Source organism: Rhodococcus sp. ACS1, from assembly GCF_002300155.1.
In the GTDB taxonomy this organism is placed as follows: domain Bacteria; phylum Actinomycetota; class Actinomycetes; order Mycobacteriales; family Mycobacteriaceae; genus Rhodococcus_F; species Rhodococcus_F koreensis.
Map to the genome: position 1 here is coordinate 43800 of NZ_NSDZ01000003.1, position 14436 is coordinate 58235.

The following is a 14436-nucleotide window of genomic DNA, read 5'->3' on the forward strand; positions in this document are numbered from 1 at the left end:
GGTGGTCGCCTCATGCCGCTGCGACACGCCGAACAACACCAGCACCAACTGCCCCACGCCACGGCAGAGGTTAAACGACAAGCTAAGACGTGCTCGACGTCGTCGGAGAGTTGGGTCAGATCCACGTTCTCAGTGGATCAAGTGTTCGAGTTCGCGTCGAGAGTTCCGCTTGCCGTGATCGATACCGTCGCTCGGACTGCTCGGTCCAGCGCGCGTCAGTGGTGGCCGTTCCGGCCGAGGGTCTCGACGGGGGTCGCGCCGGGGCGGGTCCACTGCGGTACGGGACGGCTGGTCGGGCCCCAGGTGGCGTTCCCGTCCGCGTCCGAACGCCAGGACCAGCACGCGTTCCTGCCCTCGGGCCAGCCCTCGGGGTTGTCTTCCCACGCCTCGCCGCGGCCGTAGGGCGTCATGTCGAGCAGGCCGAGGGAGCTGTTGATCCGCTCGTTGCCGCGGCCCGTCGTGGAGTAGGTGAGGAACACGCGGTCGCCGTCCCGCAGGTAGGACGTGAGGGAACCCATGCTGTCGCCGACCGGCGCGTCCAGGTCGCGCACCGAATACCACGGTTCGGTGTAGCCCATGAACTCGACGTAGGGGGCCACCTCGTCCCACCGGCCCGTGGTCAGGACGGCGTACGAGACGCCGCGGGCGTTGAGGTACGCGGCGTCCTTCACGTGCCACGCCGTGGTGGTGCAGCCTTCGCACTGCCCCTGGTGGGGCGCGCCGTCGTGCCACATGTGCTTGTAGACGACGAGTTCGTCGCGGCCCTGGAACAGGTCCAGGAACGGTACCGGGCCGCCCGGTCCGACGACCTCGACGGTCCCGTCGAACTCCACCATCGGCAGCCGGCGCCGGGCCGCGGCGAGGGCGTCGCCCTCACGGGTGTAGGCCTTCTCGCGGACCATGAGTTCGTCGCGGGCGGCCTGCCAGGTGGCTCGGTCGACGACGGGCGGACGTCCGGGCAGCGCGGCGGTCGGGTCGTTCGGCGTGGTCGTCATGGTGTCCTCCGTGGTGTCTCGTGCCGGGCAGAGTCGTGCGGCGTCCCAAGCCGGTCACGAGTACGGACTCGCGATCCGGCCGAAACTCATCGCGACGCTGACGAACATCGTCAAATGTACTGACGGTCCACCTGATTCGACTTCCGAACGCGAGTATGCGCGTCTCGAATATTCGGGCGGGCCTTGCCCGCGTCGAATCGACGGGGGTTTACTGCGCAAAGGGGTTTGACGGTCCGAATCGGACGAGGGGAGGAATGAGTGCAACTCTCTTCCACTTTCAATGTATAGCGCACCCCGGGGCTTGCGGCAAGGCCCGGGTGGTGTCGCAGAATTACCGGCCTGACCCGGAACCTGCCGAAATGGGAGTCGTGAGTGCGCGCCGAAAATCTGAATCCACAACACCCACGACAGATCGGAGTTGTTGACGTGAGACCCCTTACTGCCGGCGCTTTCGACCTTCCCGACCACCTCGCGCCCAAGGCCGACCCGGCGCTGATCGCCGGCGACGAGCGGCACTTCGCGGCGATCGAGGAGAGCCTCGAGCAGTCCATCGCCGATCTGTCCCGCCGTATCGATTCCGAGCGCAAGGCGCCCCGACGCCTCGGTCAGGAGGCGATGGAGCGGGACATGATGGTTCACGACCTGAGCGCTCAGCTGCGCGCCCTGCGCCGATTCGGCCTGGACCTGTGCCTCGGGCACATCGTCGGTGCCGACGACTCCGAGCCCGTGTACATCGGACGCCTCGGCCTCATGGACAGCGCGGGCAATCAGCTGCTGGTCGACTGGCGGTCCCCCGCGGCCGAGCCGTTTTTCGGCGCGACCCACGCCAACCCGATGGGCCTGGCCAGCCGACGCAGATACCGCTGGACCCGCGGCCGGATCAGCGACTACTGGGACGAGGTCTTCACTCCGGACGGGTTCGACGGGAACGCCGCGCTCGACGACCAGTCCGCGTTCATCGCCAGCCTGGGCAGCAACCGGTCGGCCCGGATGCGTGACGTGCTGGGCACTATCGCGGCCGATCAGGACGCGATCATCCGCGCGGGATCCGGCGGCGCCCTCGTCGTCGACGGCGGTCCGGGTACGGGCAAGACCGTCGTTGCGCTGCACCGCGCCGCGTACCTGCTGTACTCCGATCCCCGGCTCCGTCACGGCGTGCTGTTCGTCGGCCCGCACGAGCCCTACCTGGCGTATGTCGCCGACGTGCTGCCCAGTCTCGGAGAGGAGGGCGTGCAGCTCTGCACGCTGCGGGACCTCGTCACCGAGGGTGCCACCGCCCGGGTCGAGCAGGATCCGGAGGTGGCGCGGCTGAAGTCGTCGGCAGATCTGGTGAAGGCGATCGACGCGGCCGTGAAGTTCTACGAGGAGCCGCCTGCCAAGGGCATGACGGTCGCGACCGACTGGTCCGACATCTGGCTGAGCGCCGAAGACTGGGCCGAGGCGTTCGAAGCGCCGGAGCCCGGTACCCCGCACAACGAAGCGCGCGAACAGATCTGGGAGCTGCTGCTCACGATCCTGGTGGACAAGTACGACGGCGACGCTCCCGCGGCCCAGATTCGGAAGTCGTTGCTGCAGAACGACGAACTGCGCGCAACCCTCGACAACGCGTGGACGATGATCGAGGCCGCCGATCTCGTCGGCGACCTGTGGTCGGTGCCCGCTTACCTGCGCAAGTGTGCGCCCTGGCTCAGCCCCGGCGAGGTTCGGGCACTGCAGCGCGCGGACGCCCAGAATTGGACGGTGTCCGATCTGCCGGTCCTCGACGCGGCACGGCAGCGGCTCGGGGACCCGGAGGCGTCGCTCCGGCAGCGCCGGTACAACGCCACCGTCGCCGCCGAACGCGCCCGGATGAGCACCGTCGTCGACGATCTGATCGCGGCCGATGACTCCGAGTTGCTCGTGATGTCGATGCTGCGCGGCCAGGACCTGCAGCAGTCCCTGGTCGACGAGACCGCTCTGCCGAGTGCCGACCCCGATCTGCTGGCGGGACCGTTCGCGCACGTCGTGGTGGACGAGGCCCAGGAACTCACGGACGCGGAGTGGCAGATGTTGCTGCTGCGCTGCCCGTCCCGCAGCTTCACCATCGTCGGCGACCGGGCCCAGGCCCGGCACGGGTTCACCGAGTCGTGGCGGGAACGTCTCGAACGGATCGGGGTGGACCGGATCGACCTGGCCGCGCTGAGCATCAACTACCGGACACCGGAAGAGGTCATGGCGGAAGCCGAACCGGTGATCCGGGCCGCGCTCCCGGACGCCAACGTGCCGACCTCCATCCGCAGCAGCGGCATTCCCGTCGTCCGCGGCCCGGTTTCGGATCTGCGCTCGATCCTGGACACCTGGCTCGCATCGAACTCCGACGGGATCGCCTGCGTCATAGGCGATCCGACGTTCCAGGCAACCTCGCGCATCCGGTCGCTGTCGCCGCAGCTGTCGAAGGGGCTCGAGTTCGACCTCGTCGTGCTCGTCGACCCGGAGTCGTTCGGCGAGGGCATCGAGGGTGCCGTCGACCGCTACGTCGCCATGACCCGGGCCACCCAGCGACTCGTCATCCTCACGAGCTCCTGGCGTCGCCGCGGTGGTTTCGTTTAGAGAAGCGAACCACCAGTGACAATCCCGAGGCCGCCGACAAGGATGAGAACCAACCGGTCGTGTTCGAAGGCGGGCAATTCTGGGAAGTGGGAGTGGAGAAATGGCTGACTACAACAGCGTTGTTTCGTTGTCCCGTGAGGAATTCGAGCAGTCGGGGCCGAGCCAGGCGGAACTCGACGACGAAACCAAGTCGACGAAATCCGATGCAGTCGACATAGCGAAGATGGAGCGGCTCCTGGACTTGCGGCCGGGCATGCTCGCCGGTGACGAGTACTACCTCGAAAGACTGTCCTGTCAAAGTTGCGGACGGCTGCTGACCATGTACGACTTCGTCTTCACCGGCCTGGTGGACGCGAGCCACTCGAAGTCGCTCATCGTGCATACGTTCGTCGGAAACAAATTGGTGGTGAACGAGCCGCGGCGCATCAGGTGTTCGGCGTGTGGTGAAATCGCTCGGCACAGTCCTTGGTACCGGATGCCACAAAGTTACGGGTGTAGACCGGCCCATTTCGAATAGGACCCGCGCGAGTTCGCGTCGACGCGAATTATTCGTGAGGCGAGGTAGCGCGCGCGGTCGGGGAGCCATCGCAGAGAGTCTCCTGCGAGGATTACAGGTGCCCTTCGAGAGGAGACGAACGATGACAGCGTCCGATCCACAGGTCACCACCCGCGAGCAATGGCTCGTCGCGCGGCGCGAGTTACTTGCACAGGAGAAGGAGCTGACCCGCCACCGCGACCGGGTCAACGCCGCCAGGCGTGCGCTACCGATGGTCGAGATCACCGAGAACTACGAGTTCGACGGTCCCGGGGGCAGGGCCCGGCTCGTCGACCTGTTCGACGGCCGCGGCCAACTCCTGATCTACCACTTCATGTTCGAACCCGACGCCGACGAGGGATGCCCGTCCTGCACGTTCACGATGGACAACGTCGGCGACCTCCGCCACCTCTACGCCCGGGACACCTCGTTCGCGGCCGTGTCCCGCGCACCCCTGCACAAGCTCGAGCAGTACCGGCAGCGCATGGGCTGGACCATCCCCTGGTACTCCTCGCTCGGGAGCAACTTCAACTACGACTTCCATGTGACTATCGACGCGTCGGTCGCGCCGGTCGAATACAACTACAAGGACGAGGCGGAACTCGAGCGCATGGACCCGGCGTGGAAGGGCTGGTCGGGCGAGGAGCACGGCGTCAGTGCCTTCCTCCGCCAGGGTGAGCGCGTCTTCCACACCTACTCCGGCTACGCGCGCTCCACCGACATGCTCGTCGGCACCTATCACTGGCTCGACCTCACCGCGCGCGGTCGTCAGGAGGACTGGGAACCGGAACCGCGCCGCGGCGACGACCCGTTCATGAGCTGGCTGCGCCGCCACGACGAATACGAACCGGACGCGATTTCAGGAGAGAAGACCCCCGACTGACCGCGCGATCTACATCAGTTCGTAGCCCGTCGCCTGCAGCTCCAGATAGTCGCGCACCAGCAGGTGAGAACCGGGCGTGGACACTGCCGTCCACGGAATGTGCTTGGGCAGTTGCAGTGCCAGCGATTCGGGTACCGCTTCGCGGCACCTGATGCCCGCCCGGGTTCGCGGCGTCAGCGAGTTCCACCACGAGTCGAGGACGCACCGGCATTGGGCGAGGTACTCCGAGAGCGGCCCCTGGAGCATCGCCATCTGCGGAACCGGATCGGGTCCACCGGCGATGCCCACGACGCACGCGTGCCCGCACACGGCCATCACCTGCCCGATGAACTGCGGCGGCATGATGCCTTCGGGGTCTCGCAGCAGGGCGAGGCGCGCGCCGGCGGAGAGCGCTTCATACGCCGTCACGGGGTCGATGGCCTCGTCACCCATGCCACGAAGGTACCCGGCTGGGGCCGTCTCCTATCGGGAACAGTGATTTGTTCACCTCGCGGCGTAGTCACGCCAGGCGCGTTCCCATTGCCGGGTCAGGGCCGGGTAGACGAGGAGATGCCGGAACGGTGCGATGGCGGCCATGTAGAGCCGCCCGAACCGGCCGTTGGGTTTGACGAGGACGGTCATCTGGAGCCCGTAGTCGCCGTCCGCTGCTTGCACCCAGCCGAGATGCATCACGGTGTGCACGGTGGTGTTCGCCAGTTCGCGGGCGGCCTCCGTGTCGAGTTCGTACACCGCTGTGAGCGGCATGCCTGCGTCGTCGGGGCCGCGGGGAGCGTCGCGGAGGTCGTCGGGCAGGCGGTCGCGGAGCGAGGCGACCCGTTCGCCGACGCCCGCCGACGGATCGTCCCAGCCGAACAGTTCGCCGAGCTTCCACCGGACGGCGAACAGGAATCTCACGACCCGGGGCTGTTTCCCGAGTCCGCCCTGAGCCCGCATCGCGGCGAGCATTGTGGGGAAGTCGTCCGGACCGGCTCCCGGAGTGCGATACGACCACACGTCCTCGACGTCGAAGTCGCTCGTGAATTCGTGGATGCGCCAGGGCTGCTCGGTGTAGGTGGCCTCTGCTATTCGTGGCACTGTCGTCCCCGATCTATACGGTACCGTATATTTCATCTATACGGTACCGTACAAATTGACCGCGATCAATGGAGGTGGACCGATTCCCGCCGTCGCCCGCACCACACGAGCCCGCTGGATAGAGGCCGGGCTCGACGCCCTCGCGCGAGGAGGACCGGACGCCGTCCGCGTCGAGGCACTCGCCGCCGAACTCGGCGTCACGAAGGGCGGGTTCTACGGCTACTTCGACGGCAGGCCCGCGTTGCTCACGGAGATGCTCGACGAGTGGGAACGCCGCTGCACCAAGGCCGTCATCGCCCAGGCCGACGCCGAAGGCGGCGACGCGGCCGAGCGGATCCGGCGCGTGGGTCAACTCACCTACTCGGAGGACCTGCACAGGATCGACCTCGCGATCCGGGCCTGGGCGCACCACGACCGGTCCGTCGCGGCACGCCTGCAGCGCATCGACAACGAGCGGATGCAGTTCCTGCGCACGATGTTCGGCACCTTCGTCACCGACCCCGACGAGATCGAGGCGCGCAGCACCCTGATGTTCGGGCTCGCCATCGGCCGCCACTTCATCGTCGCCGACCACCCCGGGTACACCAAACGCGAAGCCATCCGGCTCGCCGGAGAATTCCTCCTGCGCCCGTAGCCGGGAACACGCGGCTCGATCACCGTCATCGCGCATTCCTTCTCGACGTTCCGTATCGGTGGTTCCGGAGTGCGTCGAAGGTGTTGTGATGGCGCCGTTTCAGCGCGTCGACGCCGGCCGGTGTGCGGCATACTGGGACTCCAGACCAAGGAAGCTCCTATCGAGAAGGTTTCTGCCGATGTCCGAAGGGCCGACTCTGCGTCAGCTGCGGTACTTCCTGCGCTCGGTGGAGGCCGGATCCTTCTCGGCCGCAGCCGCGGCCGAGCACGTGGCCCAGCCGAGCCTGTCCGAGCAGATCCGACGGCTCGAGCGCAACATCGGCGCGCAATTGTTCACGAGGACGAACCGGACGCTACAGCTGACCGACGTCGGCCGAATGATCATTCCGCTGGCCCGGCAGACCGTGCGCAGTGCCGACGACCTCGCGGCCACCGCCCGCGAGGCCCGCACGCTGACTGGCGGCGAGGTCTCGTTCGGCACGTTCAGTAGCGCGCACCGTTACCTCCTCACACCGCTGATCACGGAGTTCCGGTCGCTGCACCCCCAGGTCAAGGTCAAGATCGTCGGGTTGAACTCGTCCGAGGTGGCGAACGCGGTCCGCAACGGCGATCTCGAGGCGGGACTCGTCCAGCTGCCGATCGACGAGACCCGCCTCGCCGTGAGCGACCCCGTTCTGGTGGACGAGGTGGTGTACGTGAGCGCCGACGCGAATCGAACGGGGCAGCCGATCTCCATCGAGGATCTGTCCCGGGCGACGCTCATCCTGTCGGAGGCCCGGTGGCAGGCCGACGACCCGCTTCGCCGCAGTATCGCGGCACGCGCCGAGGCGGCGTCGGTGGACGTGGCGCCGACCATCGAGGTCGAGTTCCAGTCGGCGGCCATGGAGCTTGCCGCCGACGGAATCGGTGACACCCTCGTCTCCTATCTCGTCGCCCGGTCGCACGAGAGCGCGAACAAGGTGACGTGGGTTGCGCTCGACCCGCCCTACGAGGAGCGTTTCGCGTTCGTCACCCACGCGAGCGGGAGCCTGTCCCCGGCGACCCGGCAGTTCATGTCCCTGGCCCACCGTCACATCTCCGCTCTGCAGAGTGTGGCCTCGGGGTGGAGCGGCCGACGGCCCACCCGGACGGCGGCGAACGAGAACGGGCGCTGAGACCGCCGCCCCTCCGCCCGTCGTGGCATCGCTGTGACACATCCCGCTCCCCGCGAAATACGGCAGTAACCTCGCCGATTCCAACGCTCAACATTCGCCGGTATCTATAGGTAAAACCTAGAACTGGCGCTGTGACTATGCCGTTTACGAGCCCCCAGGCGTCGCACAGACTGGGGAAACAGCAAGTCTAGTGTGGGCTGGAACACACCGGCGAAAGTCGATCGAAGGAGTTCACGATGGCAGGCCTGGGCGAAGTGAAGACAGCGGTCGTCACCGGTGCGGCGAGCGGGATGGGACAGAGCACGGCGGCCGCTCTGGTGAAGGAGGGGTGGGACGTCCTCGCCCTCGACCGCGTCGCGACGGAGTTCGAGGCGCCCGGTGCGACGGTGCGGACCGTCGAGGTCGACGTGACGTCGCGGGAGGCCGTCGGCCGCGCGATCGCCGATCACCTCGCGGACGGATCGAGGTCCCTGGAGCTGGTAGCCAACATTGCCGGCATCTACCCGCCCAGCACCCTCGAAAACTTCACCGAGGACCTGTACCGCACGGTGTTCGACGTCAACGTCCTCGGCGTGCTCAACGTCGCGGCCGAGGCGGTGACGCACATGCAGCGCGGCGCGATCGTCAACTTCGCGTCCGTCGACGCCTTCACGGTCTCGCCGGGACAGATGCTCTACGGCGCATCGAAGGCAGCGGTGGTGATGATTACCAAGGAACTCGCACTGGAGCTGGCGCCGAGGGGAATTCGCGTCAACGCCATCGCGCCCGGCTGGGTCAACACACCCGGCAACGCGGCAACCGGCCGGATGGCCGCCGCGGCCGCAGGCATTCCGCTGGGCCGGGTGGCCGAACCCGAGGAAATCGCCCGCTGGGTGTCCATCCTCGCCGGCCCCGACGCCGCGTTCATGACCGGCGAAACCATCGTCCTCTCCGGCGGCGATGTCATCCGCTGACGTCCGATCCCTCTTCGAAAGGAACACCATGACTTCCTACTGTGTCATCGGCGCCGGCGCGGCCGGACTCTCGGCCCTGAACGTGCTGACCGAGCGTGGCTACCAGGTCGACTGTTACGAGAAGAGTGATCGCGTCGGCGGCCACTGGAACACCGACTACGACGCCCTGCACCTGATCACCTCCCGCGACATGACCCACTTCGAGGGCTTTCCGATGCCCGCGGAGTACCCGCACTTCCCGCGGCGCGACCAGATCCGCGACTACATCGCCTCCTACGCCCGTGCCCGGGGGCACGACAAGCGGATCTCGTTCGACACCGAGGTCCTGTCGGTCACTCCCGTGGACACCGACGGCCCCACCGGATCGGCAGGGTGGAACGTCACGACCACCAGCGGCGCCGGCACCTACGACGGCGTGCTGATCGCCAACGGACACCTGTGGGACCCCAAGGTGCCCCACGTTCCGGGCACATTCGCGGGCAAGCAGATTCATTCCGGCAGCTACCGGAACGTCGGGGACATCGAAGGCAACCGTGTGCTCGTCGTGGGGGCCGGCAACTCCGGCTGCGACCTCGCCGTCGACGTCGCCCAGCACCGTCTCGAAGCCGACATCGTGGTGCGGCACGGTTCGTACTTCCAGCCGAAGATGTACTTCGGCCGCCCGCGCCAGGAACTGCCGTTCATGGCCGAGTTCTCACCCTCCGAACAGGACCTGATCGCCAGGTTGCTCGCCCGGGTGTCGATCGGCGAGAACGCCGACTACCCCGGGCTGCCGGTTCCGAAGCACCGCACGCTCGCGGACGGTCCCACCGTCGTCAACGACCTTCTGCTGTACTGGATCCACCACGGCCGGGTCGGCGTCGTCGGCCACGACATCTCCCGATTCGACGGCAACACCGTCCACTTCGCGGACGGATCGGCGAGGGAGTACGACACCATCCTGTGGGCCACCGGGTTCCACCCGAGCGTGCCGTTCGTCGACGACGCCCTCATCGCGCGCCGCAACCAGCGACCGCTGCGCCACGCCGGCGGCATCATCCCGCAGGGCCTCGAAAAGCTTTACTACATCGGAATGGCAGCGCCGCGCGGCCCGCAGATCCCCGTCTACGGCCGGCAGGCCGAGATCGCCGAACGCATGATCACCCTGCACGAGCAGGCCGGGCCGGGTGGCGCCGACGTCGCCGCCTACGTCGCGCGACTGCAGGAGGCCGAAGACCGCATCGATATCCCCCGCGACATCTGGAACGACCAGATCGCCGACACCGAACGGCTTCTCGACGCCTACGCCGCGACAGTCGGCGACGCCGCCCGCATCGTCAAGTGACCGTCGCGACCGCGCATCCCGACGCTGTGCCAACCCCCTGACCTCCCCTCCCCGAGGACACACCATGACCACTCATCTCATCGACGACAGTCCGCTGACGCGATACCACAAGAAGCTGATCGTCGCCTGTTCCGGTGGCCCGTTCCTGGACGGCTACCTACTCAGTATCGTCGGCGTCGCCCTCGCGGGTGCGAGCGCCGACCTCGACCTGGACGCGAGCACGCTCGGATTCGCCGGCGCGGTCTCGCTTGTCGGATTGTTCTTCGGAAGCTTGATCTTCGGCCCCGTCACCGACCGGATCGGCCGACGGGTGATGTACACCGCCGACCTGCTGGTGATGATCCTCGCCTCCGTGGCCTGCCTGTGGATCGAAACCGGGTGGCAGCTCATCGCCCTGCGGTTCGTCATCGGCGCAGCGGTGGGTGCCGACTATCCGATCGCGACATCTCTTCTGACCGAGTGGATTCCGAAGAAGTCCCGCGGCGCGATCATCGGCCTGCTGTCGGTGGTCTGGTTGGTCGGTGCGGTGGTCGCCTACCTCGTCGGCTTCGCGCTGACGAGCGTGTACGGACCGGAGTCGTGGCGGTGGATGCTGGCGAGCGGCGCGGTGTTCGGCGTCATCGTCCTGCTCCTGCGCATGGGTGCCCACGAGTCGCCCCGTTGGCTGGTCGCGAAGGGCCGACTCGAGGAGGCGCGCGAACACGTGTCGGACGTGCTCGGCCGCAATGTCACCCTCGAGGAGATCGCGACCCTGGCCGCCGACGAAGATTCCCCCGGCCCGGGCCGGTTCACCGAACTGCTGCGCGGCGACTACCTGCGACGCGTCGTATTCTGCGGACTGTTCTGGATGTGCTTCGCGATCCCGCAGTTCGCGCTGTTCACCTACGGGCCGATCATTCTCTCGCACATGGGTTTCAGTGGAAACGGTGCCTCGGAAACTCTCGGTCAGATCATCCTGAATCTGGGCTTCGTTCTCGGTGCACTTCCCGGGATGCGATGGGTCGAGACGCGGGGACGGCGGCCCCTGATCCTCGGTAGCTTCTTCTTCGGCGCCCTCGCGCTCGTGCCGTTGGGCGTGTGGCCCGGTGCCCCCTCCTGGTTCGTCATGGTGTTCTTCTTCCTGTTCACCCTGATCAACAGCGCCGGAAACATCCTGGTGTTCATCTACCCGAACGAGTTGTTCCCCACCCAGATCCGTGCCAGCGCGGTCGGGCTGGCGACCGCGATCAGTCGCGTCGGTGCAGCGGCCGGGACCTTCCTGGTGCCGGTGTCGCTGGACACGCTGGGCACCGGCACCACCATGCTCATCGGAGCCGCAATCACCCTCCTCGGCTTCGTCATCAGCTTCTTCTGGGCCGAGGAGACCCGCAACCAGTCGCTGGCCTCGGCGGCGCAGACCACCGCGACCCCTGCGGACCTCCCCACCGGCACCACCCTCACCGGCCCGAACGGCGCCTCGTAGAACCCGACCCCCTATCGACACTTCGTTGCGGAGGAAGCAATGACACTCCTGGACACCGACACTCTCCCTTCCACCGATCACGTTTCAGTGGTTCTCCGTAGCGTTCGTCATCGCAGCCCCGGGGAATCGGTCTTCCATCAGGCGGTGGAGGAAGTCCTCGCCGCCCTCGGACCGGTCCTGGACCGGCATCCCGAGTACGTCGAGGCGCGGATCCTCGAACGGCTCTGCGAACCCGAACGCCAGGTGATGTTCCGCGTTCCGTGGGTCGACGACACCGGACAGGTACAGGTCAACCGCGGATACCGGGTCGAATTCAACAGCGCCCTCGGGCCGTTCAAGGGTGGACTCCGCTTCCACCCGACCGTCGACCTCGGAGTCATCCGGTTCCTCGGCTTCGAGCAGATCTTCAAGAACGCCTTGACCGGGCAGGGCATCGGCGCCGGTAAGGGTGGCAGCGACTTCGACCCGGCCGGGCGCAGCGACGCCGAGATCATGCGGTTCTGCCAGTCGTTCGTCACCGAGCTCTACCGCCACCTGGGCGAGCACACCGACGTGCCGGCCGGCGACATCGGCGTCGGTGTCCGGGAACTCGGCTACATGTTCGGACAGTACAAGCGCATCGTGAACCGTTTCGAAGCCGGCGTGCTCACCGGGAAGGGCGTCGGGTGGGCTGGATCCCACGCGCGGACCGAAGCCACCGGATACGGGGCCGTGTACTTCCTGCGCGAGATGCTGGCCACCCGCGGCGGGACGCTCGAAGGCCGCCGCGCGGTGGTCTCGGGTTCGGGCAACGTGGCGATCTACGCGATCGAGAAGGCCCATGCACTCGGGGCCACCGTGATCGCCTGCTCCGATTCGGGCGGCTTCCTCGTCGACGACGCCGGCATCGATGTGGACCTGCTCAAGGACGTCAAGGAAGTCCGGCGGGCCCGGCTGTCCGCGTATGCCGCCGAACGCCGGTCCGCCACCTACGTCACGACCGGTTCCGTCTTCGACCTGCCCTGCGACGTCGCCCTTCCGTGCGCCACCCAGAACGAACTCGGCGAACAGCACGCAACCGCCTTGATCCGCAACGGAGTTCAGGCCGTCTCCGAGGGTGCGAACATGCCGTGCACCCCGGGGGCGGTCGCACTGTTCCGCGACGCCGGCGTCCTCTTCGGTCCCGGCAAGGCGGCGAACGCCGGGGGTGTGGCCACCTCCGCCCTGGAGATGCAGCAGAACGCCGCCCGGACGTCGTGGACGTGGGCGGAAACCGAGAGCCGCCTCGAAAACATCATGCGGGACATCCACGATCACACCCGGGCCACCGCAGCCACCTACACCGACGACGCAGACAATTACGTCGCCGGCGCCGCCATCGGCGGATTCATCCGTGTCGCCGACGCCATGCTCGCGCAAGGAGTCGTGTGATCCGTCCCCGACCCCACCACCGAAAGGACTTTTCGTGCCTACCTCCGGCAATGGAATTTCCCACCGCCTCACGAACCGCGTCGCACTCGTCACCGGCGCTGCTTCCCGTCCGGTCGCGCTAACCCCAGGTGAGTGGCAAAGCGTGCCCGGGCACACTTTGCCACTCACCTGGGGGTGAGGTGCGGATCCTTCGCCTTGCGGCCCACGGCCACGGACGCCAGCATCAGCAGCGCCGCCCCCGCGAAACATGCGGCGTAGCCGACGTGCGGGGCGAGGAGTGAGATGACGAACGGGACGGCGAAGCCGACGTAGATCAGGCAGTAGAACACCGCCACGGTCTGCGCGAGTTCGTCTTCCGGCGACAGCTTCTCGACGGATGCGAGACCGGACCCGAGCAGGATCCCGTAGCAGGATCCGAGAAGGAAGGCCGCGACGACGATCGCGACCACCGGCAGCGCACCGTGCGTATACGCGACGACGGTCGCGGCCCCGAAGCCCAGCACCCCGAGCACGATGCCGACCCGGATCCCGGTGGCGTCGTCCTGCTGCGACCACCGTTTGGCCCACGGCTGGATCACCGCCCCGGTGATCAGGGTCAGTGCCGCGACGAGACCGGTGAATGCCACCGAGGTGGAGCGCAGCGACTCGGACACGAGCGGCGGAAGCGTCGCGAACGACACGGTCGCCACCCCGAACACCCACGGCGCCCAGGGCGCGATGCCCCACCGGAACTGGGAGGTCGCGAGCGCCGACAGAGGCTTGGCGACGAGGTCCGTCGCGCGGACCCGCGCATCGGGCACCGACCACACCAGTGCCAGGGCGCCGACCATCAACACGATGTGCACCAGATACGGGAGCAGTTCCGGCGCGGGGAGCCACTGCGCGATCACGCCGGCGAACAGCGCGCCGCAGCCGAATCCCGCGGACAACGACATGGCGGCGCGGCGCGCACCCGCCCCGGCCGGCGACGTGGAGCTGAGTTCCTTCATCCAGGCAGTGCCGGCGCCGAACGCCATGCCGGACGCGAGTCCGGCCAGCACTCGTCCCAGATAGAGCAGGTCGGGGACGGCGGCTCCCGCGATCAGGACGAGGGAGGAGACGATGCCGACGGGGATCATCGGACGGATCACCGCTCGCCGGCCGAACCGGTCGGACACGCGCCCGAAGTACAGCAGCGCAGGGATCAGCCCGACGACATACGACGCGAGCATCGCGGTGAACGAACCGCTCCCGAGACCGAGATGATCGCGGTAGACCAGCTGCATCGGGGCGAACTGGTTGGCTCCCCAGCTGACCGCGAACAGCGCGACGGCAAGGCGGACCCAGGGCGAGAGCATTATCCGATCCTCCCAGAGCCGGTAGCGCGGCGAAGTATCAACTCTTCACAGGTCGGGCGCCGTATTCCTGTGAACAGTGGCCGTGTG

At 67.3% G+C, this 14436-nt stretch carries 13 protein-coding genes; 9 read left to right on the forward strand and 4 right to left on the reverse strand.

The features are described 5' to 3' along the window. Positions 1–215 precede the first annotated feature (215 nt). On the reverse strand, positions 216–995 hold the full coding sequence (locus CJ179_RS10750) for a DUF899 family protein (protein WP_072945055.1): 780 nt from the start codon (positions 993–995) through the stop codon (positions 216–218). A 426-nt stretch (positions 996–1421) separates the two neighbouring features. Here CJ179_RS10750 and helR point away from each other — a divergent pair, with 426 nt between their 5' ends. The 3 genes from helR (at position 1422) to CJ179_RS10765 (ending at position 5002) form a co-directional block, all read left to right on the forward strand. Continuing rightward, on the forward strand, positions 1422–3584 hold the full coding sequence (gene helR / locus CJ179_RS10755) for an RNA polymerase recycling motor ATPase HelR (protein WP_095861480.1): 2163 nt from the start codon (positions 1422–1424) through the stop codon (positions 3582–3584). A gap of 100 nt (positions 3585–3684) precedes the next feature. Next, entirely contained in the window at positions 3685–4101 is a 417-nt protein-coding gene (locus tag CJ179_RS10760) for a hypothetical protein (RefSeq protein ID WP_072945059.1), read from the forward strand. A gap of 121 nt (positions 4102–4222) precedes the next feature. Then, on the forward strand, positions 4223–5002 hold the full coding sequence (locus CJ179_RS10765) for a DUF899 domain-containing protein (protein WP_095861481.1): 780 nt from the start codon (positions 4223–4225) through the stop codon (positions 5000–5002). Between the two features lie 9 nt (positions 5003–5011). On the opposite strand, the gene CJ179_RS10770 is transcribed toward CJ179_RS10765, so the two are convergent. Beyond that, positions 5012–5434, reverse strand: coding sequence for a hypothetical protein (locus tag CJ179_RS10770; RefSeq protein WP_095861482.1), 423 nt, complete (start codon positions 5432–5434; stop codon positions 5012–5014). A gap of 51 nt (positions 5435–5485) precedes the next feature. Further along, the gene (locus CJ179_RS10775) at positions 5486–6076 is read right to left on the reverse strand and encodes a DUF2867 domain-containing protein (RefSeq protein WP_095861483.1); all 591 of its coding nucleotides are present in this window, start codon (positions 6074–6076) and stop codon (positions 5486–5488) included. On the opposite strand from CJ179_RS10775, the gene CJ179_RS10780 reads away from it, so the two are divergent. The 6 genes from CJ179_RS10780 (at position 6054) to gdhA (ending at position 13012) form a co-directional block, all read left to right on the forward strand. After that, complete coding sequence (locus CJ179_RS10780; protein WP_095861484.1) at positions 6054–6710, forward strand: TetR/AcrR family transcriptional regulator; 657 nt, start codon at positions 6054–6056, stop codon at positions 6708–6710. The genes CJ179_RS10775 and CJ179_RS10780 overlap by 23 nt on opposite strands. A gap of 178 nt (positions 6711–6888) precedes the next feature. Then, on the forward strand, positions 6889–7863 hold the full coding sequence (locus CJ179_RS10785; RefSeq protein ID WP_072945066.1) for a LysR family transcriptional regulator: 975 nt from the start codon (positions 6889–6891) through the stop codon (positions 7861–7863). Between the two features lie 236 nt (positions 7864–8099). Next, positions 8100–8816: an SDR family NAD(P)-dependent oxidoreductase gene (locus CJ179_RS10790; protein ID WP_095861485.1), complete on the forward strand. Its 717-nt coding sequence runs from the start codon at positions 8100–8102 to the stop codon at positions 8814–8816. A gap of 28 nt (positions 8817–8844) precedes the next feature. Continuing rightward, a complete protein-coding gene (locus tag CJ179_RS10795; RefSeq protein WP_095861486.1) occupies positions 8845–10140 on the forward strand; it encodes an NAD(P)/FAD-dependent oxidoreductase in 1296 nt (431 codons plus the stop codon). Positions 10141–10204: 64 nt separating this feature from the next. Next, complete coding sequence (locus CJ179_RS10800; RefSeq protein WP_072945071.1) at positions 10205–11602, forward strand: MFS transporter; 1398 nt, start codon at positions 10205–10207, stop codon at positions 11600–11602. A 39-nt stretch (positions 11603–11641) separates the two neighbouring features. Next, positions 11642–13012, forward strand: a complete 1371-nt coding sequence (gene gdhA, locus CJ179_RS10805; RefSeq protein ID WP_095861487.1) for an NADP-specific glutamate dehydrogenase — start codon at positions 11642–11644, stop codon at positions 13010–13012. Positions 13013–13176: 164 nt separating this feature from the next. Here the strand turns inward: gdhA and CJ179_RS10810 are convergent, their stop codons facing one another. Further along, positions 13177–14349 (reverse strand): MFS transporter, encoded by a 1173-nt coding sequence (locus tag CJ179_RS10810; protein WP_095861488.1) that lies wholly within the window; start codon positions 14347–14349, stop codon positions 13177–13179. Positions 14350–14436: the final 87 nt, after the last annotated feature.